The following is a 23835-nucleotide window of genomic DNA, read 5'->3' as shown; positions in this document are numbered from 1 at the left end:
ACCTGCCGGCCCACGCGTGCAACCGTTCAATCAGCGGCGCTTACCTGGTTGGTGGCGTGTAACCGCTGTTCCAGGGCTGCGGCTTGGTGAGGTAGCACTGATATTCGGCACTGATGTTGTAGCCGTGTTGCTCGACGCTGGGTTGTTCGTCGGCGCGGTTTCTGCCGTTGTCCTTGTCGCCATCCTTGGACTTGCGCTTGTCTGGAAAGATCGTGACCGTGTTCGGCGACGAACGCACGGTGATGAGTTGGCGGATCGCGGTGTCTGCGCAAGCGCGCCGTGCGTCTTCCTCGCAGGGTTGCGTGGGATCGGGCATCAGGCTGGTGCAGTGCACGGTGACAAACCCGGCCGGACCGGGCCGCGGGCCACGCAGCAGGTCCTGGACGAAGGCGCATCCAGGTAGGCACGCGCTGGTGCGAGGTACAACCAGAACACTGAGATTCCGGTGCATTGTGGTCATCCTCCATGAATGTGCGCCAATCACGCGATGCCATAGCACTTTGTGCGGTTGGCGGGGCAGTCCTGGTTCCATTACGTTGTTCTGCAGGCGGCATTTGCGATGCCATGCGATGTCGCGTTGTACGGCAGAGATGCGTCGTTGCGTCGCGCCGCCAGCAAACACAGCGTTGCAGCGATTTCAGGGGGTTGTGACGCGGCTACAACTTTCCGGTGACTAGCATGGCCGTCCTGCTATTGGAGAACGCCATGTCCTACGACACCGTCAACCCGACTAGTGGCCAGGTCGAGCACACTCAGCAGACCATGGATGCCGCCGCCATCGAAGCGCGTCTGGCCGCATCCGCCAAGGCATTTCCGGCCTGGGCCGCGTTGCCGCTGGGCGAGCGTGGCGCGTTGCTGCGCCGCGTCGGCGAAGAGCTGACCAAGCGACGCGACGACCTGCAGCGCATCATGACCGCCGAGATGGGCAAGCTGCGCCGCGAGGCGCTGGCCGAGGTCGACAAGTGCGCACAGGCCTGCGCGTATTACGCCGAACACGCCGCCGCGTATCTGGCGCCGCGCGACATTCCTACCGAAGCGCAATCCAGCTACGTGCGCTACGAACCGTTGGGCTGCGTCTTCGCGGTGATGCCGTGGAATTTTCCGTTGTGGCAAGCCTTCCGCTTTCTGGCCCCCAGCCTGATGGCCGGCAATGTGTCGTTGCTCAAGCACGCCAGCAATGTGCCGCGCTGCGCCGATGTCATGAAGGAGGTACTGGACGCCGCCGGGATTCCGCCAGGCGTGTTCGATGTGCTGCATATCGATAACGACCAGGCCGCCGATGTCGTGCGCGACGACCGTATCGCCGCGGTGACGTTGACCGGCAGCGAACGCGCCGGCCGCTCGCTGGCCGCAAACGCGGGCGACCAGCTGAAGAAGTGCGTGATGGAACTCGGCGGCAGCGATGCCTTCGTGGTGCTGGAAGACGCCGATCTGGAGCACACCGTGCAATCGGCCGTGCAGTCGCGCTTCGACAACAGCGGGCAGACCTGCATCGCCGCCAAGCGTTTCATCGTGGTGGATGCGATTGCCGACCAGTTCATCGAACGCTTCGTCGCCGCGGCAGCCAAGCGCGTCGTCGGCGACCCGCAGCAAGAGAGCACCACACTGGCGCCGATGGCGCGTGCCGACCTGCGCGACGAACTGCACAAGCAGGTGCAGGCCAGCGTGGCGAAGGGTGCCAAGGTCTTGCTGGGCGGCGAACCGGTCGCCGGCTCGCATGCCGGTTATCCGGCGACGATCCTCGACAATGTCGCACCTGGCATGCCGGCATACGACGAAGAGTTCTTCGGCCCGGTCGCCTCGATCATTCGGGTTGCTGATGAAGCAGAAGCGGTGCGCGTGGCCAACGACACCACCTTCGGCCTGGGCGGCAGCGTGTGGACGGCAGATGCCAAACGCGGCGAGCGCGTGGCGCAGCAGTTGCAGTGCGGGGCGGCATTCGTCAATTCAGTGGTCAAGAGCGATGTGCGCTTGCCCTTCGGCGGCATCAAGCGTTCCGGCTTCGGCCGCGAGCTGGCCGATCACGGCATCCACGAATTCATGAACATCAAGACGATTTATGTGGCGTGACGGCCGGGAGTTGAGATTCGGGAGTGGGGATTGGTAAGAGCAGACGATCGCGACTTACGGGCATCCTGGGCCAGGTTGACAATCAACAACCAGCCAACTGCTCAAACCAATCCCGAATGCCCAATCCCGAATTCCGGGCCGCAACGTGGCCCTAAAGCCACCGAGCGCGCTTGAACAGGCGATACAACACCAGGCAGGAGCCGACGATACCGGCGACCAGCAGTGGGTAGGCGTAGCGGGCGTCGAGCTCTGGCATATGGGTGAAATTCATGCCGTACCAGCTGGTGATCAGGGTCGGGGCGGCCAGCAGGGCGGCCCAGGCGCCCAGGCGTTTGACGGTCTCACCCTGGGCGAGCGTGACCATCGACAGGTTGACGCTCAGTGCGGTGCCCAGCATTTCGCGCAAGGTGTCGATGGCATCGCTGGTGCGAACGGCGTGATCGAGCACGTCGCGCAGGTAGATGCCCACTTCTTTGTGGATCAGTGAGCCGGGGTTGCGCTTGAGGTGCGAGAGCACGTCCTGCAGCGGTGCAACCACCAGGCGCATCTTGTTGAGTTCGCGCTTGAGCTCATACAGGCGCACCACCGTTTCGCGCTTGTAGTCATCGGCGAAGATGTCTTTTTCCAGGCGTTCCAGCGTGTCGCGGAACTCGTTCATGATCGGCAGGTAATTGTCGACCACGAAATCGAGCACGCCGTACAGGCAGAACGACGCACCCATGTGCAGCATTGCCGGTTCGCGTTCGACGCGATGACGCACCGGTGCGTACGACAACGATGCGCCGTGGCGCACGGTCAGCAGGAAGCGTTTACCCAGGAATGCGTGCGTCTCGCCATAGCGGATGCGCTCGTTGACCAGCTGCGCGGTATTGACCACCACGAACAAGGAATTGCCGTAACTCTCGGCCTTCGGTCGCTGATGCGCCTTGAGTGCGTCTTCGATCGCCAGATCGTGAAGGCCGAATTCGTCCTGCAACTTGTGCAGCACCGATTCCTGCGGTTCGTACAGGCCCACCCAGACGAAGCCATCGGGACGCTGCAGCACATCGCTGATCTGTTCCAGGCTGATGTCGTGGCGCTTGCCGTCGCCGTCGTAGTAGGCGCAGGTGATGACGCAGGACGGATTATCGGGGTGATGGCCGTGATTGTTCATGTGCGCATCCTTCGGTCAGCGTATGCGGACGGGCAGGTCACGCGCCAGCAGGGCAAGGGCGAGCGCGGTGTGGATCGGCAACAGCAGCATGATCCATTGCAGGTTGTCCTGCGCCTGGAACGACAGCCAGTGAATCAACAGTGCCGCCAGCGCACACGCAGCGACAACCCAGGACAGCACGTTGAACCAGCGGCCCGGCCGATGGCCCAACTGCAACCGGATGCCACCGCACCACAGCAAGACACACAGTGGATTGACCAGCAGCAGATTGCGGTTGGCCCATGCCGATTGATGCGCAGTGAATCCCCACAGATACACCAGCACACCACCGCCGATGGCGCAAAAGAGCCAGAACGGCAGCGCCAGTCCGGCCAGCAGGCGCTGCCTGCGGCCCAAGGCCAGCACGCCTGCGGCCACGATGAGCCCGGTCAACAGCCACGGCCACCAGTGTCGCTGTTGTTCGGCGGGCTCCGGTGCGATGCGATGCGGCAGCAATACCTGCGTGGATTGCACCAACGGGCGACCGGTGCTGTTGTGCACCTGGGTCAGGTTGTCAGCCAGCCGCATCGGGATGAAGGCTTCTTCCCAGCGCGACAACGGGCGGTCTGCGTACGGCCCCAGGCCCAGGTCGAAGCCCAGCCACATCCATGGGGCCGGGGAGGCCAGGCGAATCGCTTCGCTGCGGAAGGTGTTGCCACGCGAACGGCCGGCCAGTTGCGATTTGAGCGTGCCGCCCATCGCACGGTCCAGCGTGTCGCGGACCATGGTGGCGCAGTTGGTCATGAAGTAATCGTAGTGGTAGCGCGCGTTTTCCGGTTGGCTACGCACTGCCAGACCGTCGGCCAGCGCACGCGCCTGATCTGGCGGCAGATCCAGCCACTGGATGCTGACACCGCGGCCGGCATCGCGATACTGCGACAGGTCTTCTTCCAGCGGTAGCGCGACCAGGTAGTACATCATTTCGCCACGCGCAAAACGCGGCATGAAATCCGCCTCGCTCGGGTCGAAGAAGCCGAAGTTGTACGAGGTGGCCTGTTGCGTACGCGGGTCGACCACCACGATGGCATCGTGACCGAAGCGTTCGAAAAACACTTCGCCCGGCTGCATGGTCAACACGCCGACCCGCGGTGCCGGCCGGGACGCAGTGGCGGCTTCCGGGGCGGGCGCGTGCGCGACTTGCGCGACGGTGGCCGGCGTCACCAACAGTGCCAGCAATGCGAACAGCCAGCATGCAGCCCGACGCCGGGCGCTGCAGCTCACCTGCGCTGCAGCGGTCATGCCATGCGACAGGTTCAAGCGTCGTCCTGCGGGTCGGGCGGCAGAATGGTGACGTGGAAGGCATGCACGCGCCGCGCATCGGCCTTGGCCACGCGGAACGCAAACCGCCCGAGCGTCAGCTCTTCGCCGGTTTCGGGCAGGTGCCCGATCGCATCGGTGACCAGCCCGCCGACAGTGTCGTACTCGTCGTCGGGGAACTCGGCGCCGAAGCGTTCGTTGAAGTCTTCGATCGGCGTTAACGCATCGACCACATAGCGTCCGTCGGCCTGGATCGCAATGAGCGAATTCTCGTCCTCGGCATCGTCGTGCTCGTCGTCGATCTCGCCGACGATCTGTTCCAGCACGTCCTCGATGGTGACCAGCCCGGCAACACCGCCGTACTCGTCCACCACGATCGCCATGTGGTTGCGCGACAGGCGGAATTCCTTGAGCAGGACATTGAGCTTCTTGGACTCTGGGATCAGCACCGCCGGGCGCAGCAATTCGCGCACGTTGCCAGGTCCGTTATCGGCAACGACGCCGCGCAGCAAGTCCTTGGCCAGCAAGATGCCGAGCACTTCGTCCTTGTTCTCGCCGTGCACCGGAAAGCGCGAATGGCCGGATTCGACCACCTGCTTCATCAGGTCGATGAAACGCGCTTCCACTGGCAGCGAGACCATCTGCGAGCGCGAGATCATCACATCGCCCACGGTGAGCTCGGACACGGAAATCGCGCCTTCCATCATGCGCAAGGTGTCTGCGGCGATGAGCCCGTCCTGTTCGGCGGTCCGCAGCAAGGCGACAAGTTCGTCGCGGGTATGGGGTTCGCCAGAGAAGGCAGCGCTGAGGCGCTCGAGCCAGCTACGGCGTTTTTCCGGTGCTTCTAGGGATTGGCTACTGTCGTCTTCGGACATCGTGACGGGGAAGGGCACCCGGCAAACCAGGCGTTAGCCATCAGTCTAGCAGGAAGCCGGCACGGCGCTGTGGATGCGCTGTTACCTGGTCTGCTCAAGGCAGATCCAGGCTGTAGCCGCAGCCAACCACGGTCTTGCCGGGATGCGATTTGACGTTGGTCACGCTCAGTACGATCGATTCGATCATCGGCTCGCCGGTCTTGGGGTTGGTGGTGTCTTCGCTGACCAGCTCGCGCCCGTACATCACCTTCTCGGCGTTATCCACGCCCAGTTCCAGTTCCAATTGCTTGGCGAGCGGGCGTGGGTCGGGCATGTCCAGGATCGCCATGACGCTGGCGCCGGAAAACGCGATGTGAGTGGTGCTGTGGCCGAACACGCTGATCGGCGTGTTGAGCATGTACTCGGTCATGAACAGATTGGATTGATCCAGTGGCGTCCAGCCCAGCGCGACCGCCTTGAGCGGATCGGCCAGCACCGGCGCCAGCGCGCTGAAGTCGCCGATGCGCTGGCGGCATTCGATCAAGGCGGCAAGGTCCGGGCGCACCGGCGCGGTCTGCGCCCAGGCGCCGTGGGCGCTCAGCAATAGCAGGGCAGCGGCAACGCAGCGACGCATCACTGTTCTCCCGCGTACGGGTCGTCGATGCCGAGGTCGGCCAGAATCTCGCGTTCGAGTTGCTCCATCGCATCGGCCTCCTTGTCGTCGTCGTGATCCCAGCCGAGCAGGTGCAAGGTGCCGTGTACGGTGAGATGCGCATAATGCGCGGCCAGCGATTTGCCTTGCTCGGCGGCCTCGCGCGCCACCACCGGTGCGCAGATCACCAGATCGCCCAGCAGCGGCATCTTGATGCCCTTGGGCAGACCTTCCGGCAGCTCTGCGGGAAAGCTCAGCACGTTGGTGGCGTAATCCTTGCCGCGATAATGATGATTGAGCGAACAACCTTCCTTCTCGTCGACCAAGCGCACCGCCAGATCGGCCTCGCGAATGCGTCCCTTCAACGCGGCAGCCACCCACTTGCGAAAACTCACCGCCGATGGCAGGCCTGCGCGTGGCAACGCATAACTGACGGCGACGTCGAGGCGGATCGGACCTTTGGTCATGGCGATACCAGCATTGAGCTCAGACAGGAGCCACAGTATCGCGCGTGTGTTGCCTCACTGCGACTTCCACTCGCTGGGATCGTAGGCGATTTCGATTACCTCGGCTGTCTTGACCAGCTCTTCGATGCCGGCCTGCCTGGTCGAGCCGTGGCAATTGAAGCCAAGATGAGTCTTGATTTGGCGCGCCATCTCAACGGCGCCTTGATCGGGCGTGGCCTTGGCATCGAGGTGGACGCTCAGGTCCGCGCACCCGCCAACATTGCTGACTTGGATGGCCGGTACGAGCGCGCGCGCAGCCTGGTCGGCCAGTGCGTCGAACCTGGTCTGCGCGATTGCTTGCTGCGCTGCCGATACCCGCACCTTGATGTAGTGCAGCTGCGTGTAGACCAGGTAGCCGTTGGACAGTCGCGGCATGCCGGACGACGCCAGGTCCACGCTGAGCTGCAACGTTTCCCCAACGAAGGGTTCGGCGTCCGCGATGGCCGCGATCACCTTGGCATCCACCGTATTGGCCGGGATGTTTTTCGGGGCATCGTCGCTGGTCAACACGAACCTGCTCTGGTCCAGCTCGTCCAGCCGCGAACAGGTGCCTTGTGTGCGCGCCGCGGCGAGGTCCTTGCGAAAGGCGCTCATGCCGTGTTCGATAGCCTCGGCTTGCGCGCGTTGCCCGGCTGGATAAACGAACACATCGATATTCAATTTCGGATGCTCCGTCATCGCGTAATGGAATCCAGCCCACCGAGACCTTGGCTGCCGGGTTGTAGGAGCTGCGGGCGAGCGTAAACGGACCAACGTTCCTCGGTGCAGCCAGGTAACCGGTCTCGATGTAAGCGCGCGAGGATGCCGGGGGGTCATCCGGCGTGGCCGATAACGCAACTGGGGCCACACCCAGCGTGTAGGCGAAGAACACCACGCGACAACCGACCATGTGCACCTCCTGTGCAGAACGATGCCGCAAGTGTATCGCCGTGACGCGGCGGGTTCGCGTGTCTGGCTCAGTGCCGCTGCAGACCGACCGGCGCAAGGTGCTGTGCGACGACCGCGCTACTTGGCGGTTTTCCGGCTTGCCCCGCGTTGCACCGAGTCGTGCCGAGCAGGGCATCCGCGGTCACCTCCCGCCAGCCTGCTTCATGCCGCAGGTGCGGCAGGCTTTTCGGCCAGATCGCGCTTCTCGTAAGCAGTGACGATGCGTTGCACCAACGGATGGCGTACCACGTCGCGCGCTTCGAAGAACGTGAAGCTGGCGCCTTCCACATCGCGCAGCACTTCGATCGCATCGCGCAGGCCGGATTTGACATGTTTGGGCAGATCGATCTGGGTGAGGTCGCCCGTCACCACCGCCGTGGAGCCGAAGCCCAGACGGGTCAGGAACATCTTCATCTGCTCGATGGTGGTGTTCTGCGCCTCATCCAGGATCACGTACGCATCGTTGAGCGTGCGGCCGCGCATGTACGCCAGCGGCGCGATCTCGATGACGTTGCGCTCCAGCAGCTTGACCACTTTTTCCACGCCCAGCATTTCGTATAGCGCGTCGTAGAGCGGACGCAGGTACGGGTCGACCTTCTGGCTGAGATCGCCTGGCAAAAAGCCCAGCTTCTCGCCGGCTTCCACTGCCGGGCGCACCAGGATCAGGCGCTGCACACGCGATTCGTTGAGCGCTTCTACCGCACACGCCACGGCCAGGAAGGTCTTGCCGGTACCTGCCGGGCCGATGCCGAAATTGATGTCGTGCGTGACGATCGCATGCAGGTATTTGGCCTGGTTGGCGCCACGCCCACGCACGGTCCCACGTTTGACCTTGATGGCGACATCCTGGGCCTGGTAGGCGCGCTCGGCCACGTGTTCGAGATTGGCATCGTTGAGGCGCAGATGGATCGCATGGGCGTCGAAGGTGGTGCCAGCGGCCTCTTCGTACAACGCGGTCAACAGCGACTGCGTGGCGACGATGGCCGGCTCCGGTCCGGTCACCCGGAAGATATTGCCGCGGTTGCCGATTTCGACGCCAAGCTTGAGTTCGATCTGGCGCAGATGCGCATCGAACGGGCCGGCGAGATTGGCGAGGCGCTCGGTGTCCTCGGGTTCCAGGGTGAAGTCGCGATGTGCTGATGCGTTCATGATCGGATCGGACAGCGCACGCAGGCGCGCGTCGGTAGGGCGGGGTCGAAAGGGTAGCGCGCGGCATGTAATCCCACCAACACACCGAACGGCGCGGCACCTCGGCAATGCGGCTGTCCGCAGCTGCGTGCAGGTTTTCCACAACCGCTGTGGAGTCACGCCTCACTAACCTGTGGATAAAATTCGTCGCGCTTACTGGCGCAAGGTTCGCTGGGGAGGTGGTGAAAAAATCACCAGTGCCGACAGGGTTGTCCACACAGGATGTGGATCGAATTCGGCAAAGCCTGTGGGTAAGTGTGGCGAAGCCTTGCGCTGCAAGACGCGACAGCTGTGTGGTGAAATTTTGACCATTGCGTGCGACACGCTTCGGCGCGTCGTTGCGCTGCTGGAAGAAGCGCCGCATGGCGCGGTGCCTCCCCGTCTTCAGTGCGCGCTGTCGTCCAGTTGAATGCGACCACGCAGCGAATTGCTCATCGCCTCGGTGATCAACACGTCCACGAACTGCCCAATCAAACGCGGGTTGCCCGGGAAATTCACCGGGCGCATGTTTTCGCTCTTGCCGGTCAATTCGTTCGGGTCGCGCCGCGAGGGGCCTTCCACCAGCACGCGCTGCACGCTGCCCACCATCGATTGCGAAATGCTCGCCGCGTGCGCGCTGATGTGCGCCTGCAGACGTGCAAGACGCGCCTGCTTCACCGTCTCCGGCGTGTCGTCTTGCAGGTCCGATGCCGGGGTGCCGGGACGACGCGAATACACGAACGAAAAGCTCTGGTCGAAGCCCACGTCCTCGATCAGCTTCATGGTCTTTTCGAAGTCCGCTTCGGTTTCGCCGGGGAAGCCGACGATGAAATCCGAACTGATCGAAATATCCGGGCGCACCGCACGCAGCTTGCGGATCCTGGATTTGAATTCCAGCGCGGTGTAGCCGCGCTTCATCGCCGACAGAATGCGGTCGCTGCCCGCCTGTACCGGCAGGTGCAGGTAGTTGGCCAGCTGCGGCACATCGCGGTAGGCATCCACCAGCGAATCGGAAAACTCCAGCGGATGCGAGGTGGTGAAGCGGATGCGGCCGATGCCCTCGATCTGCGCGATGGTGCGGATCAGCAGGCCCAGATCGGCGTACTGCGCGGGGTCGCCGGCATCGGCGCCATATGCACCGCGGTACGCGTTGACGTTCTGGCCGAGCAGGTTGATCTCGCGCACGCCTTGCGCCGCCAATTGCGCCACTTCCACCAGCACGTCTTCGAACGGCCGGCTGACTTCTTCGCCACGGGTGTAAGGCACCACGCAGAACGAGCAGTATTTGGAGCAGCCTTCCATGATCGAGACGAACGCCGACGGGCCTTCGGCACGCGGCTCGGGCAGGCGGTCGAACTTCTCGATCTCCGGGAAGCTGATGTCCACCTGCGACTTGCCCGATTCGCGCCGTGCGCGGATCAATTCCGGCAAGCGGTGCAGCGTCTGCGGGCCGAACACCAGGTCTACATAGGGCGCACGTTTGACGATGGCTTCGCCTTCCTGCGACGCCACACAGCCGCCGACGCCGATGATCACCGGCTTGCCGCCGGCCTTCAGCGCCTTCCAGCGCCCCAACTGACTGAAGACCTTTTCCTGCGCCTTTTCGCGAATGGAGCAGGTGTTGACCAGCACCACATCCGCTTCTTCCGGGTTATCGGTCAGCTCCAGGCCTTCGGAGGCGGCGAGCACGTCGGCCATCTTTGCCGAGTCATACTCGTTCATCTGGCACCCGTGGGTCTTGATATAGAGCTTGCCGCGCACCACGGCAGGCGCGGAAGGGCGCGCCACGGGCAAGGGCAGCAGGGCGGGTGCATCCACGGCGGTGGCCGTGGACAGATCGGAAACGGATGTCCCGGGCATGGCGCTTATTCCAGGCGGGTAGAAGAGAGCCGCGCATTTTACCCGCTTGCGCCACCAGCGTCCGCCCCAGCGGAGGTGTCGACCGCCTGGGCCCGCGCCACCGCCGGGCGTGCAGCCATCCGGGCGATGGAGGCGCGGGTGGGGGGCGGCGGGTCGATCAGGCCGAATTCCACCATCCACCCCAGGACGCCGCCCCACAGCACATCGGCTGCGCTGCAGCGCTTGCCGAGCAAGTCATCGCCCTTTGCCAGCTGCGCATCGACCACCTGCAGCACGGCTGTCGGCGCTGGCGTAGGGCGAGAGCGAGCGTGGTGGGGGCTCACGCTTGAGCGCAAGGTCCATGATCGCCGGCTCGAAGGCCGAGCCATAGAACGCCAGCCAGCGCAGGTAGGCGCCACGGTCGGCATCGCCCGGCGCGGGCGATAAACCGACCTCCGGATACAGCTCGGCAAGATTTTCATAGATGGCGCCCTGTTCGGTGACCACGCTGGTGCCGTGAACAATGGTCGGACTCTTGCCCTTCAGGTTGATCGCCAGGAATTCCGGCGTGCGCTGCCGCTCCTTCTCCAGATCGATGGGGTGCACGCTGTAGTTCGCGCCCAGTTCTTCCGGCAGCAGCAGCGCGCCGCGCGAGCGGGGATTGTGGAAGAGGGTGATATGGCGGTCGTCGGACAGTGCGGTCTCCAGGCTGGCTACGGTCGCGGGCGGGTGGTCATGGCCGATCTGCCGATCCTACGGGGCGCTTGCGGACAGTTTCTGTCCGCAATACGTTGGCGGCATGGCTTCTACCGCTGCCCGCCTGTAGCGTCTGCTTTCCTTGCTGCAAGGTGGCCGGAGCTGGTCCGGCGTGGCGCTGGCAGAGCGCTTGGACATCCATCCGCGTAGCCTGAGGCGCGATATCGAGCGCTTGCGCGCATTGGGTTACTCCGTGCATGCCGCGCCGGGCAGTGGCGGCGGTGACCGCCTGGGGCAGGGCGCGGCGGCGTTGCCGCTGTTATTCGAACGAAGACGAAGCGCTGACCGTGGCAGTCGCCCTGCGCGCCGCCGCGCCGCCGCGCCGGCGGTGCGCGGCATGGGCGCGGCGGCCGCACGTGTGATGGCCAGGTTGGATCCGCTGCTGCCGCGACGCAGTGGCCAGCGTGCCAGTGCCGCGCATGCCGCCATGGCCAGCATGCCGGCCGCCGAGGCGGAACCGCTGGTCGATGCGGCCTTGCTCGCACAGCTGGCCGCTGCCTGCCGCGACCGGGTCACGCTGCGGCTGGACTATCGGCGCCATTCTGGGGCGGCAATCACCCGCAGTGTCGAGCCGACACTGCGGGTGAACGATGGGCGGCGCTGGTATCTGCTGGTCTGGGACTGCGAGCGCCAGGACTGGCGTAGCCTGCGCCCGGCCCGGATCGATCGGGCGGCCGCCACCGGCGCGCAGTTCGCCCCCCGGTCAGTGCCCGAGGAACCGCTGCAGCTGTTGTGCAAAGCCGTTGGCGAAGCACCGTTCCCGTGCCGAGCGCGGTTCCGCCTGGCTGGTACGGTGGAGATACTGGCAGCCCGCATTCCGCCCTGGTTGGGTGCCTTGGAGGCGGACGGCCCCGCGCATTGCTGGCTGGGTCTTGGTGCACCGAGCATGCCCGCGCTGGCGGCCAACCTGTTGCCGCTGGACCTGCCGTTCGACGCGATCGCGCCGGACCAAGCGCGTGCCGCGCTGACCCAGGCGCTGAACGCGTTGTGTGCCCAACTGGCGCGTAAAAGCGGCCAACAAACGTTGCGAGCAGTCGTCAGGTGGGCGTAAGCGGCGTGCAGGAGCCTGAGTGTGCGGTTGGTATTTGAGGAATTCGAGCACCGGCTGCGCCCGCCTGGCGCCTACGCAGGAGTGGTGCTGGCTGTTCTCACGCTGGCCGACACTTGGCAAGCCTCAGGCAAGCTGGGACACTGCACTACATGAAGGGGATGTCAAGATTGCTGGGGCTGCTGCTTGTCACGTTGTCGGCTGCGCCGGTCAGCGCCGGCACGCTGTACAAGTGCGTCAGCGGCGACGGCATCACCAGCTATCTGAGCAAGCGCCAGAGCGGCGCCATTTGCAGCGTCATCAGCAGCTATACGCCGGATCGGTCCGCCCGTCGTCCCGCAGCGTCCACGGCTCCGGCGGCGCGCGCGTCCACCAGCCATGCGCCCAGCATGGCCAATATCGACAGCGGTGCGCCTGCCAGCATGATCATCCAGCCGGTCAACCAGCCGCCACGCCGTGCTGCCGAGGTCGCTTCGACGCTGGCGCCGCGTGCGTTGCCGGTGTCGGCCACCGCGGTTGTACCCCCGCCAGCGGCAGCGGCGGTCAACCCGCGCCGGGTGGTCAGCGGGCAGGTGTACTCGTATATGAAGGACGGCGTGCGCCACTACACCAGCACCCGTCCGCGTCAGGTCGCCAGTATCGAGGGACTGCGCACCATCCATTACAGCTTTATAGAAACCTGTTACGCCTGCGGTGCCAAGCCCGGCGTCAACTTCGGTGCGATCCGCCTCAACACCAACGCTTATCAGCAGGAAATCGCAGCGGCGTCGCACGAGTTCGGGGTGGAAGAATCGATCGTGCGCGCGATCATCCATGCCGAATCGGCCTACAACCCGCTCGCGCTCAGTCGCGCCGGCGCGCAAGGCTTGATGCAGTTGATGCCTGGCACCGCACGCCGCTTCGGCGTTAGCGACGCCTATGATGCAACGCAAAATATTCGCGGCGGTGTGCAGTATCTGTCCTGGCTGTTGAAACGCTTCAATGGCGACCTCACCCTGGCTGCTGCCGGCTACAACGCAGGCGAGGGCGCGGTGGACCGTTATGGCGGCGTGCCGCCGTATAGCGAGACCCAGCGTTACGTGCAACGTGTGGGTGTATTGGCCGGTCGCTATCGTGGCCAGGCGACCGCAGCGAACTAAAGCGGCTAACAACACGACTGTGCGGCCGTCCGCCAGGCGAGCGCAGCTGGTGCTCGGGTCGCCCTATCGCGCGCGCCACCGCTCCTGCCCGATCCAGGGTTGCCCGACGATTGTTGATCACGTTTCTGAGCCACGCTATGGCGATGTTCGTCAGGGCGCACCCCGTGCGTACAGAGCGGAGTGCTTGCGTATTGGTATTGGCGACATACGTTGCAACGCCCACGGCGAATCGCAAGCAATCGTAGTGCTGCGCTTGCACCATGCCCACGGACCCATCGCACGCACGCATGCATTGCCATTGCAGGCGAGGCACGGGCACTGCATCACAGCCGAACACACCTTCCACGCGCGCTGCGATCCACATGATCGGCGCTCCGCTGCATCGGCCGTTGCGTCGCATGGGTCCTACTGCGTACATTGCGTTGTCTGTGCATTAAGCGTTCCGCTACACTGCGGTCGATTCATCGCGGCTGGACCCCCCGCCAGCCGTTGGCAGCCTCACGCTACCTAATCAAGATCGGAGAGCCGGATGGCCAACGATGGGGTCAACGCACCTGCTGATATCGGGCGTCGTCGGTTTTTAACCGCGACAACCGCTGTGGTCGGTGCGGTCGGAGCAGGATTCGTCGCAGTTCCGTTCGTGAAGTCGTGGAATCCCAGTGCTCGTGCCAAGTTGGCCGGCGCACCGGTAACCGCCGACATCAGCGCCTTGCAGGAAGGCCAGCGCATGGTCCTTGAATGGCGCGGTCAGCCAATCTGGATCGTCAAGCGCTCCAAGGCCATGCTCGACGCGCTCCCGTCGCTGGACGACCGGCTGAAGGACCCCAAGTCCGAGAACAAGGATCAGCAGCCGGAGTACGTGCTGAAAAACCCGGAATACCGCTCGATCAAGTCCGACATCTCGGTGCTGGTCGGGCTGTGTACGCACCTGGGTTGCTCGCCGGAGATGGTCGCCGAGATCCGCCCCGAGCCTTACGACCCGCAGTGGAAAGGCGGTTACTTCTGCCCTTGCCACAAGTCGCGGTTCGACATGTCCGGCCGCGTCTTCGACGGCGTGCCGGCACCGATCAATCTACTGGTGCCCCCACACCACTATGTAGACGACAACACCTTGGTGATCGGCGTCGATCCTGACAGTGCCGCTACGTCGGCCAAAAGCACGGGGGCTGCCTGATGAGCAATGTTCTGGTTCGTACCGCCAACGGCGTCTTCGATTGGGTCAACGAGCGCGCGCCCGGGCTGATGCCCATGTACCGCAAGCACATCAGCGAGTACTACGCGCCGAAGAACTTCAACCTCTGGTACTACTTCGGTTCGCTTGCCATTGTGGTGCTGGTGAATCAGATCGTCACCGGCATCTTCCTGACGATGCACTACAAGACCAGCGCCGCCGATGCATTCGCTTCGATCGAATACATCATGCGCGACGTGGAGTGGGGCTGGCTGATCCGCTACATGCACAGCACCGGCGCCTCGCTGTTCTTCATCGTGGTGTACCTGCACATGTTCCGCGGGTTGATGTACGGCAGCTACCAGAAGCCGCGCGAATTGGTGTGGATTCTCGGCATGCTGATCTACCTGGTGCTGATGGCCGAAGCCTTCATGGGCTACGTGCTGCCGTGGGGGCAGATGTCGTTCTGGGGCGCGAAGGTGATCATCTCGCTGTTCGGCGCCATTCCGGTGATCGGCAACGGGCTGACCGAATGGATCATGGGCGACTATCTGCCCGGCGATGCCACGCTCAATCGCTTCTTCGCCTTGCACGTGATCGCACTGCCGTTGGTGCTTCTGCTGTTGATCGTGCTGCACATTGGCGCGCTGCACGAGGTGGGTTCCAACAACCCCGACGGTGTGGACATCAAGAAGGGCCCCAAGGGCAATCGTTGGGATCCGCACAAGCCTGCCGATGGCATTCCGTTCCATCCGTATTACACGGTCAAGGATCTGGTCGGCGTCGGGTTCCTGCTGCTGATCGCGGCCTTCATCATCTTCTTCGCACCGGCCTTCGGTGGTCTGTTCCTGGAGCACGACAACTTCACCGAAGCCAATCGGCTGGTGACGCCGGAGCACATCAAGCCGGTGTGGTACTACACGCCGTATTACGCGATGTTGCGGGTGGTGCCGAACAAGCTCGGTGGCGTAGTGGTGATGTTCTCGGCCATCGCGATCCTGTTCCTGGTGCCGTGGCTGGATCGCGCCAAGGTGCGCTCGGTGCGCTACCGCGGGGGGATTTCCAAAGTGGCATTGGGCGTGCTGGTGGTGTGCTTTGTGTGGCTGGGCGTGATTGGTTCCGGCCCCGGGACCGACGCGCACGAGACCTATGTCGGGCGGGTGCTGACCTTCCTGTACTTCGCCTTCTTCATCACCATGCCTGTGTGGACGCGGCTGGACAAAACCAAGCCGGTTCCGGAACGGGTGACCACCCATGACTAACGCCAACGTGACGTCATGGAAGTCGCGCGTGGCCGCGTTGTTCTGCGGCCTGTTGATGGCCGGTGGCGCAATGGCGGCCGAGGGTGTGGCAGTGCAGCACGCAGGCAACGACCTGAGCGACCGCGCTTCGCTGCAACGGGGGGCGCAGTTGTTCATGAATTACTGCTTCGGCTGCCATTCGTTGAAATACCTGCGTTATTCGCGCATGGCCAGCGATCTGGGCTTGAGCGAAGAAGAGGTCATGACCAACCTCAACTTCACCGGCGCCAAGGTCGGTGAACACATCGAAGGCACCATGCCGCACGATGCGGCGACCAAGTGGTTTGGCAAGGCGCCGCCGGATCTGACGTTGATCGCGCGCGTGCGCGGCACCGACTGGGTCTATACCTATCTCAAGTCGTTCTATCTGGATCAGACACGCCCGCTGGGCTGGAACAACAAGCTGTTCCCCAACGCGTCCATGCCTAATCCGCTATGGGATTTGCAAGGCTTGCAGCAGGCGCAATTCGGCCCGCCCGACAAGGCGACCGGCGATAAGCCGGTGGAAGCGTTGAAGCTCGGGCAGCCTGGCCGCCAGACGCCGGTGGAGTTCGACCAGACCGTGCGCGATATCGCCAACTTCCTGGAGTACGCCGGCGAGCCGGCCGCACTCAAGCGCCAGAGCATGGGCGTATGGGTGGTCCTGTTTCTGGCGCTGCTCACCTTTCTCGCGTACCTGCTGAAGAAGGAATATTGGAAGGACGTGCATTGAACGCTGCCTAAGCCATCGTCGGCTGCAACAGCGAACGAATGCAGTGCAGGGAAGAACTGGCAGGTGTCTTGAACGTCCCTGTATCGCTGAGCCTCTCCCCGTGTGGGAGAGTGCGTCACCCCTGTGCGTCTGGGAAGGGGGGGGAGGGGCTGCAAGCCGGCAGTGCCTCTGTCGAGGCCATCGGCTTGGCGCCGTGCGACATCGCTGCGACGCGCACACGTCACGCATTTCCGTGTAACAGCGCAATAACTGCCTTATCGGAACGTTAATAAGCCGTATTACTCTTGGCTTTTGCGTGACGTGATTGCACACTCGATAGACCGTGGTGACTGTCGGCGTTGGGCCGGCCGCGCCGATGCGGCCGGCGGATTCCGGTCGTCGGAGAGCCTTGAATGGCGACGAGTGTGCGTATGCGGAATACCTTGACTTTGTTTTCGTCCAACGACGATGTGTTGTGCCACCGGGTCCGTCTGGTCCTGGCGGCGAAAGGGGTGACCTACGACCTGGTGCCGGTCGACCCGCAAAATCCTCCCGGAGATCTCATCGATCTCAACCCCTATCATTCGGTGCCGACGCTGGTCGAACGTGACCTGGTGCTGTACGCCGCGTCGGTGGTCAGCGAATACCTGGACGAGCGCTACCCGCATCCGCCGCTGATGCCGATCGACCCGTTATCGCGTGCGCGCTTGCGCCTGGCGATGTTGCGCATCGAGCATGACTGGGTGCCGCAGGTACAAGCGGTCCAGCTGGGCAATAAAACGCAGGCCGAGGCCGGCCGCAAGCGCCTGAAAGAACTGCTCACCGCATCGGTGCCGTTGTTCAAGGCCAGCAAATTCTTCCTTAATCCGGAAATGAGTCTGGCCGATTGTGCGATGGCGCCGATCATCTGGCGACTGGACGCGCTGGAGATCAGCCTGCCCAAGGACGGCAAGGCGATCGAGGACTACGGCAACCGCATCTTCCGCAATCCCGGTTTCATTCGCAGCCTGACCGATCAGGAAAAGAAGCTGCGCGATCTGCCGGGCTGATGCGACGGCTGTATGCCAACAGACCGACGTCCGATCGCGTGTCCGCCGCTGCGGGTCGTGTGCGGGTAAAATGACGCCATGAGCGAAGATTTCCCCCGCATGACCAGCCATCGCCCGTACCTGTTGCGTGCCCTGGTTGAATGGATCAACGACAACGGCATGACGCCGCACGTTTTGGTGGACGCAGGCCTGCCCGGTGTGCAGGTGCCTGCCAGTGCGGTCAAGGACGGTCGCGTTGTGTTGAATATCGCCGAGCGCGCGGTGGTCGGCCTGCAGGTCGACAATGAGAGCGTGAGCTTTACCGCGCGCTTTGGTGGCGTGAGCCACCCGGTAATGGTGCCGATGGCGGCTGTGCTGGCGGTGTATGCGCGCGAGACCGGGCAGGGCATGGCGTTGCCGGACGACATCCCAGGCACCAGCAACGAGCCGCCGGATCCAGGTGCCCCGCCGCCGAGCGCGCCAACGCCGGACGAACCACCCAGTGGTGGCAAGCGCCCGCATCTGCGCGTGGTGAAGTAGGCATTGCCGCTATCGATAACGGCGACGTTCCGATGCCGGTGGAACGTCTGCGTCATGTCGATTGCGGTGAGCCGGATGCTTCCGGCGCATACGACGACGACTACGAGTACGACATCTATCGCTTCACGGACGGCGTGGCCTACCTGATCGCGCGCAGCTACACCGACACGCCCGATGAAGCGCACTTTCTCAACATCGACGTCGACGGAAAATCGCGTCTGCTGCAGCATGCCGACCTGCTGCATCCGTTATGCGTGTTTGCGCGGGCATACCTGCGTCGGGAAGGTAAGCGACTGCGCTGGCTGAGTGGAGGGACGCATGGCTACGCGCCTGTGCCCGCGGATTCGACGCCTGTGGCGTAAATCGCCGGTGGAGGAGCGCATGCCGGCCACGTGCGGGAACGCCCAGTGGCGCGCGGCAGCGGCAACCACATGCGCGTCCCGGCCGCCGATGGCCGCGTCCGTACCGAATTTGGGCGGTCTGTAACGTCATGCATGTTCGTGTGGCGCTGCGGAGCCTTCAGGCATTAGGCCCAAGCACGCGCGCATGAGATTCGCTGCGCATCGGGCCCGTCATTCAAGTGGCTCTTGCTCGGGGTGCAGCGTACGCACGCTGGCCACCTGCGGTCCGGTGAAGGCGATCAGTTGATCGCCGCGCAGCACCAGCTTGCCGCTGTGGCGATCCACGCCATCGCAGGAGTAGTCGAAGCGAAAGGTCCGCTCGAATCCTAGCCAGCCGGTCGGCATGCGACAGAGGCGGATGCCGGTGGAGTGCACGCTTTGATCCAGCCACTGCACATCGGCAGCGCGGCAGGCATTGCGGCCCAGTACCTCGGCGCGTTCGGCGGCGGCGCGCGAGGAGTTCCAAAAGGCGACGACCGCCGAGCCGACGATCATGAAGACGATGAGACTAGGCATGCCGCCAATGTGCCATGGCCTTGCGTGCCCGACAATCGCAACGCGGTCGATGTCTTCAATCCGCATGCGCATTCCGCTGGTGCGGCGTTGCGGGCAGATGTTGCGCGAGCGGCGTTGCCTGGAGCTGCGTGGGCGTGCTGGAGGTGTAGTCCTTGAATGAGCGGCTGGCGCGAGGAGCCGTCCTCCGGCGCGTTGGCTGATACCGCTGGCGCCCGATGTGTCTTGGCATCTGGGCGATTTGCTCGGTAACCACCGCGTGGCGGCGCATTACGGCAGTCTGTCGCGCGAGACACGCTTGTTGGCCGAGCGACGGCTCAAGGCCGGCGATCTCACTGTGCTGGTGGCGACCGCATCGCTGGAGCTGGGGCTGGTATCGGCGATGTCGATCTGCTCTGCCAGCTCGGTTCGCCACGCTCGATCGCCACCTTCCTGCAACGCGCCGTGCGTTCCGGGCACAAGGTTGGTGGTACGCCGAAGGCGCGCCTGTTTCCGCAGACCCGCGACGAGTTGGTCGAATGCGCCGCGCTGCTGGATAGCATCCGCCGTGGCGAAGTGGACGCCCTGCGCAGTCCGCTGGCGCCGGTCGACGTGCTGGCGCAGCAGATCGTGGCCGAAGCCGCGTGCGAAGACTGGGACGAAGATGCGCTGTTCGCGCTGGTGCGGCGGGCGTGGCCGTTCGCCGGGTTGCGCCGGGCGACGTTCGATAGCGTGGTGCGCATGCTGTGCGATGGCTTCAGCACGCGACTTGGTCCGCGCGCCGGATGCGGTACATCGGCGCCCGCATGACCGCGCTGACCTCCGGCGGCACCATTCCCGAAACCGGCGACTACAGCGTGGTGTTGGAACTACGGCCGAAAAGATCGGCACGGTGAACGAAGATTTCGCTGTCGAAAGTCTCACCGGCGATGTGTTCCGGCTCGGCAACGCCGGCTACCGCATCCTGCGCGTGGAGGCCGGGCGCGTGCGCGTGGAAGATGCCAAAGGCGCACCGCCGAACATATCCTTCTGGCTGGGCGAAGCGCCGGGCCGTAGCGACCAATTGTCGGCGGCGGTGTCGCGCCTGCGCGGCGAAATTGCCGCGCGGCTGGACACCGCACTACATCAAGCAGCCTGCCACTGGCTGCAGAGTGAGCTTGCGATGTCCGCCGAAGCGGCGCGGCAACTGGCGCACTATCTGGCCAACGCGTGCATCGCACTGGACGCGATGCCTACCCAGCAGTGCCTGGTCATGGAGCGCGTCTTCGATGCCAGCGGCGGGACTCAGTCGGTGATCCATTCGCCGCAAGGCAGCCGCATCAATCGCGCGTGGGGGGCATTGCGCAAGCGCTTCTGCCGCACCTTCAACTTCGAACTGCAGGCGGCGGCGACCGAAGATGCCATCGTGCTGTCGCTGTCCACCCGCCACAGTTTTGCGCTGGAAGAGGTTGGGCGGTATCTGCATTCGTCATCGGCCGAGCATGTGTTGATCCAGGCATTGCTGGATGCGCCGCTGTTCGGCGTGCGTTGGCGTTGGAACCCGACCAATGCGATGGCGCTGCCGCGTTTCAGCGGCGGCAACAAGGTGGCGCCGCAGTTGCAACGGACGAAGTCGGAGGATTTGCTGGCCACGGTATTTCCGGACCAAGTGGCCTGCGCAGAGAATCTGGTCGGCGAACGCGAAGTGCTGGACCACCCGTTGGTGGCGCACACCCTGGAAGATTGCCTGCATCACTCGATGGACAGCGAAGGCTGGTTGCAGATGCGCGGGCTGGAATCCGGCGCGATCACGCTGATTGCGCGCGATCTGGCTGCACCGTCGCCGCTGGCAGCCCAAGCCTTGAATGCGCGTCCCTACGCATTTCTCGACGATGCACCACTGGAAGAACGCCGGACCCAGGCCGTGCAAGGTCGCCGCTACACGCCGCAAAGCAGCGACGACCTGGGCCAGCTCGATCCGCAGGCCATCGAGGCCGTGCGCGAGCAGGCGTGGCCACAGCCGCGCGATGCCGAAGAAATGCACGAAGCGCTGGTAGGGCGAGGCGTGCTGCCGGTCGAAGAAGCCGCCGACGCGCAGTGGCAGGCTTGATTATCCGCCCTGGCTGCGGCTGGTCGTGCCACCTGCATTTCCTCCTGATTAGCCCTGGCCATCAGCTGGATTTTTGTTGCAGTCCTGCAAATAGCTTCGTTTTACCGATGTGTTCCATGATGTCTGATCTTGGCGCTGCTGATGCGAGGAGCCGGTGCGAAGTTCTTTCAGCCAGGACCCCATGGCGGCCTGGCATTGGGCCGGTTTAGCGATAAGCGCGGAGGTGCTGCAGCTGAAGGTCGGGGCTAATCAGGCATTTCCTTGCAGGTCATCCCCGCGTTGTGGCTCAGTGCCGAGCGCATCGACTGGTTTCTGCCGTTGTATCCGCAAGCCACTGCGCAGCCGCCCCTGCAGGCGCCAGACGATTGCCACGTTGCCGACTGGGAGCGCGATTGGGCAGTGCGCGAATGACTGCGAGGGCGCTTGTCTGACCTCGGCCCCGCGCAGGTGCCGGCCTTGTCCCACGCGTTGCGGGTACCACAAGCAGAGATCGCGCTCGCACTGGCGGGCTTGCAGCGCGAGGGCTATGTCATGGCAGGGCAGTTCAGTGCGCACTCGTAGGCGGAAGAATGGTGCGAGCGTCACCTGCTGGCACGTCTCCATCGTTACGCGCTGGGACGATGGCGCCGCGCGATCGAGCCGGTGTCGCAGCGCGATTACGCGCGCTTTTTGTTCGAATGGCAGCGCGTGGACAGCCGCCGCCGCGTAGCGGGGCCGGATGCACTGGCCGGCGTGGTGGGACAGCTCGAAGGCTTCGAGGCGCCTGCGGTGCTGTGGGAAAGCGAGCTGTTGCCGGCGCGTGTGCACGACTATCAACCGGCCTGGCTGGACGAGTTGTGCACCGCCGGGCGCACGCTGTGGGCACGCGTGCGACCCGGTGGTGGGCGGAGCGGCGCCGCACTGCGCAGCACGCCGATCATGCTGCTGCCACGGCGCGCAGCGCAGCGCTGGAGCGCGCTGGCGCGTCACGCAGACGAGGCACCGTTGGGGTCCCGCGCCGAACATGTCATGCAGGTGCTGCATCAGCAAGGCGCGTTGTTCTTCGAAGAAATTGCAGACGGGGCGCATCTGATGACCACCGAGCTGGAAGATGCATTGAGCGAGCTGTTGATGCGCGGCCGTGCGCATTGCGACAGCTATGCCGGCCTGCGCGCGCTGCTGGTGCCGGCGTCCAAGCGGCCGTCGGCGTTGTCGCGTCACCGTCGCCGTGCCAGTGCGCTGGGCATTCGCGACGCCGGCCGCTGGGCCCCAGTGTGTGCGTTGCCCGAATTGCCGCGTGCCGAAGCCGGCGAGCGCCATCAGGACACCCTCGAACACGTGGCGCGCACGTTGCTGCGTCGCTATGGCGTGGTGTGCTGGCGGCTGCTCGAACGCGAAGCGGCGTGGCTGCCGCCATGGCGCGAATTGCTGCGCATGTACCAACGGCTGGAAGCGCGTGGCGAAATCCGCGGCGGGCGTTTCATCGCCGGGCTGTCCGGCGAGCAGTTCGCATTGCCCGATGCGATTGCCGCTTTGCGCCGTGTGTGTGCACAGGCGCTGCCGCAACAGTGGATCTGCGTGAGTGCAAGCGACCCCAGCAATCTGCTCTGCAGTCTGCTGCCTGGCGAGCGTATCGCGCGTGTGCCGGGCAATCGTGTGGCGTTTCTGGATGGGCTGCCGATGGCAGTGTGGGTAGCAGACCGCCTCCAAGCGGTGCAGGAACTCACCCCCGAGCAGGCTGAGCAGGCACTACGACGGCTGCAGCGTGGGCCGGGTGCGGCCTGGGGCAATCGCCGATGGAACGCTGGCTGGCTCAGTCGCCCGGCAGCCCAGTGCCTGTACCATCCATGCGCCGAAGCTGACGCGACACATAGCGGCTGTCGGCAACCAACCAGCGCCATGGCGTATCCACCGCGTTACGGATGCCGATGCGTGCTGTCGCCGGTGGGTTGGCGGGTGGCGGCACACCGTCGTCTTCGATCCAGAGCCGCGCAGCGCCCGTTGTGAGATCCAACCCGTTGTCGGCAGCGGTCACGCCAAACGCTTGTGCCAGGCGTCCTGGACCGATGGTCAGCAGTTTGGCCGGCGCCGCACCGCGTGCGGCCTGCATGCTGTCGAGACCGTCGAAAGGTTCCAGTGCGCGGATGAGTACTGCATGCCCGGGCGCACCGCCGCACACGGCATTGATCGCCCGGTGCATGCCATAGATGAAATACGCATACAGCTGCCCAGGCGGACCGCACATCATCCGCGTTCGCGGGGGCATGCCGCGGAACGAGTGCGCGGCCGGGTCTTCGCTGCCGCAATAGGCTTCCACTTCGGTGATCCGCCCACGGCGTCCGTCAGCACTGACCAGCACCTTGTTGCGCAATTGCGGCGCGACGTGGCGCGCATCGTGCGCTTAAAACGAGCGGGGCAGGGGCTTTGATGTCATGCGCAAAGCCTAGCTGCGTGTGCGTCACGTTGCAGCCGACGTCGTGGTAAGTCTGCAGACGGGGAATAGGGTTTTTCCGAACCTGATTAGCACGCACTTTCAGCGGTGAACATGGTGACATCACGCAGGGCCCGCTCGGACCACGGCTTGCTGGCGGCTGCGGCGGCCAGCAAGCTKGGCACCAGCCGGGTCAGATCGAAACGGCGGTTGAACCGCCACATCGTCTCTGCCAGGTAGCGCTGGGCGTATTTGGCGAATTTGAAGGCGTGATAGGCACCGTCCAGCGAACGCTTTAGGTTGGA

General features: G+C 64.2%; 20 protein-coding genes, 1 other RNA gene and 4 pseudogenes. 11 read left to right on the top strand and 14 right to left on the bottom strand.

Annotation, left to right across the window (positions count from 1 at the left end; all coding sequences use genetic code 11):
* Positions 1–40 precede the first annotated feature (40 nt).
* Positions 41–316 (bottom strand): hypothetical protein, encoded by a 276-nt coding sequence (locus WJW29_RS17675; protein ID WP_230455488.1) that lies wholly within the window; start codon positions 314–316, stop codon positions 41–43.
* 389 nt (positions 317–705) lie between these two features.
* Between WJW29_RS17675 and WJW29_RS17670 the strand changes: the two genes are divergently transcribed.
* On the top strand, positions 706–2070 hold the full coding sequence (locus WJW29_RS17670; protein ID WP_011408772.1) for an NAD-dependent succinate-semialdehyde dehydrogenase: 1365 nt from the start codon (positions 706–708) through the stop codon (positions 2068–2070).
* Positions 2071–2221: 151 nt separating this feature from the next.
* On the opposite strand, the gene WJW29_RS17665 is transcribed toward WJW29_RS17670, so the two are convergent.
* From WJW29_RS17665 to WJW29_RS17625, 9 genes and pseudogenes are all read right to left on the bottom strand, one after another.
* A complete protein-coding gene (locus WJW29_RS17665) occupies positions 2222–3223 on the bottom strand; it encodes a magnesium and cobalt transport protein CorA (RefSeq protein ID WP_011259367.1) in 1002 nt (333 codons plus the stop codon).
* Positions 3224–3238: 15 nt separating this feature from the next.
* The gene (locus WJW29_RS17660; RefSeq protein ID WP_011259366.1) at positions 3239–4519 is read right to left on the bottom strand and encodes a DUF4105 domain-containing protein; all 1281 of its coding nucleotides are present in this window, start codon (positions 4517–4519) and stop codon (positions 3239–3241) included.
* Positions 4516–5394 (bottom strand): transporter associated domain-containing protein, encoded by an 879-nt coding sequence (locus WJW29_RS17655; protein WP_011408770.1) that lies wholly within the window; start codon positions 5392–5394, stop codon positions 4516–4518. The genes WJW29_RS17660 and WJW29_RS17655 overlap by 4 nt, the downstream gene beginning before the upstream one ends.
* Before the next feature lie 94 nt (positions 5395–5488).
* Positions 5489–6007: a hypothetical protein gene (locus tag WJW29_RS17650; protein ID WP_011408769.1), complete on the bottom strand. Its 519-nt coding sequence runs from the start codon at positions 6005–6007 to the stop codon at positions 5489–5491.
* A complete protein-coding gene (gene ybeY, locus WJW29_RS17645; protein ID WP_011259363.1) occupies positions 6007–6492 on the bottom strand; it encodes an rRNA maturation RNase YbeY in 486 nt (161 codons plus the stop codon). The genes WJW29_RS17650 and ybeY overlap by 1 nt, the downstream gene beginning before the upstream one ends.
* Positions 6493–6546: 54 nt before the next feature.
* Complete coding sequence (locus WJW29_RS17640) at positions 6547–7209, bottom strand: hypothetical protein (RefSeq protein WP_011259362.1); 663 nt, start codon at positions 7207–7209, stop codon at positions 6547–6549.
* Positions 7210–7620: 411 nt separating this feature from the next.
* Entirely contained in the window at positions 7621–8607 is a 987-nt protein-coding gene (locus WJW29_RS17635) for a PhoH family protein (RefSeq protein WP_011259361.1), read from the bottom strand.
* Positions 8608–9030: 423 nt separating this feature from the next.
* Positions 9031–10485, bottom strand: coding sequence for a tRNA (N6-isopentenyl adenosine(37)-C2)-methylthiotransferase MiaB (gene miaB / locus WJW29_RS17630; protein ID WP_011259360.1), 1455 nt, complete (start codon positions 10483–10485; stop codon positions 9031–9033).
* 38 nt (positions 10486–10523) lie between these two features.
* Positions 10524–11160: pseudogene (locus WJW29_RS17625) on the bottom strand (glutathione S-transferase).
* A gap of 133 nt (positions 11161–11293) precedes the next feature.
* Between WJW29_RS17625 and WJW29_RS17620 the strand changes: the two are divergent.
* A pseudogene (locus WJW29_RS17620) lies at positions 11294–12208 on the top strand (WYL domain-containing protein); the annotation flags it as partial.
* Positions 12209–12232: 24 nt separating this feature from the next.
* Here the strand turns inward: WJW29_RS17620 and WJW29_RS17615 are convergent.
* Positions 12233–12307, bottom strand: a non-coding RNA gene (locus WJW29_RS17615) — sX9 sRNA.
* 113 nt (positions 12308–12420) lie between these two features.
* Between WJW29_RS17615 and WJW29_RS17610 the strand changes: the two genes are divergently transcribed.
* From WJW29_RS17610 to WJW29_RS17580, 7 genes are all read left to right on the top strand, one after another.
* Positions 12421–13407 (top strand): lytic transglycosylase domain-containing protein, encoded by a 987-nt coding sequence (locus WJW29_RS17610; RefSeq protein WP_011259357.1) that lies wholly within the window; start codon positions 12421–12423, stop codon positions 13405–13407.
* A gap of 529 nt (positions 13408–13936) precedes the next feature.
* Positions 13937–14581, top strand: a complete 645-nt coding sequence (petA, locus tag WJW29_RS17605; protein ID WP_011259356.1) for a ubiquinol-cytochrome c reductase iron-sulfur subunit — start codon at positions 13937–13939, stop codon at positions 14579–14581.
* Complete coding sequence (locus WJW29_RS17600; protein ID WP_011259355.1) at positions 14581–15840, top strand: cytochrome bc complex cytochrome b subunit; 1260 nt, start codon at positions 14581–14583, stop codon at positions 15838–15840. The genes petA and WJW29_RS17600 overlap by 1 nt, the downstream gene beginning before the upstream one ends.
* Positions 15833–16591: a cytochrome c1 gene (locus tag WJW29_RS17595; protein WP_011259354.1), complete on the top strand. Its 759-nt coding sequence runs from the start codon at positions 15833–15835 to the stop codon at positions 16589–16591. Before WJW29_RS17600 ends, WJW29_RS17595 begins: the two co-directional genes overlap by 8 nt.
* A 392-nt stretch (positions 16592–16983) precedes the next feature.
* Positions 16984–17619: a glutathione S-transferase N-terminal domain-containing protein gene (locus tag WJW29_RS17590; RefSeq protein ID WP_011259353.1), complete on the top strand. Its 636-nt coding sequence runs from the start codon at positions 16984–16986 to the stop codon at positions 17617–17619.
* 78 nt (positions 17620–17697) lie between these two features.
* Complete coding sequence (locus WJW29_RS17585) at positions 17698–18138, top strand: ClpXP protease specificity-enhancing factor (RefSeq protein WP_011259352.1); 441 nt, start codon at positions 17698–17700, stop codon at positions 18136–18138.
* Between the two features lie 32 nt (positions 18139–18170).
* Positions 18171–18500: a hypothetical protein gene (locus tag WJW29_RS17580; RefSeq protein ID WP_011259351.1), complete on the top strand. Its 330-nt coding sequence runs from the start codon at positions 18171–18173 to the stop codon at positions 18498–18500.
* Between the two features lie 210 nt (positions 18501–18710).
* Here WJW29_RS17580 and WJW29_RS17575 read toward each other — a convergent pair whose 3' ends face one another.
* On the bottom strand, positions 18711–19055 hold the full coding sequence (locus WJW29_RS17575) for a DUF3301 domain-containing protein (RefSeq protein WP_042465594.1): 345 nt from the start codon (positions 19053–19055) through the stop codon (positions 18711–18713).
* Positions 19056–19281: 226 nt separating this feature from the next.
* Here WJW29_RS17575 and WJW29_RS17570 point away from each other — a divergent pair.
* Both WJW29_RS17570 and WJW29_RS17565 read left to right on the top strand, forming a co-directional pair.
* A pseudogene (locus WJW29_RS17570) lies at positions 19282–21117 on the top strand (helicase-related protein); the annotation flags it as partial.
* Between the two features lie 231 nt (positions 21118–21348).
* Positions 21349–22961 (top strand): annotated as a pseudogene (locus WJW29_RS17565) (ATP-dependent DNA helicase); the annotation flags it as partial.
* On the opposite strand, the gene WJW29_RS17560 reads toward WJW29_RS17565, so the two are convergent.
* Together WJW29_RS17560 and WJW29_RS17555 are read right to left on the bottom strand one after the other, a co-directional pair.
* Positions 22913–23470: a DNA-3-methyladenine glycosylase gene (locus WJW29_RS17560; protein ID WP_011259349.1), complete on the bottom strand. Its 558-nt coding sequence runs from the start codon at positions 23468–23470 to the stop codon at positions 22913–22915. The pseudogene WJW29_RS17565 and the gene WJW29_RS17560 overlap by 49 nt on opposite strands.
* A gap of 149 nt (positions 23471–23619) precedes the next feature.
* Positions 23620–23835 (bottom strand): transposase (locus tag WJW29_RS17555; RefSeq protein ID WP_146763617.1); only part of this gene is annotated, 216 nt, incomplete at its 5' end.

It is taken from the genome of Xanthomonas sp. JL1, assembly GCF_038405005.1.
This window is presented reverse-complemented; position numbering and strand designations above follow the sequence as displayed.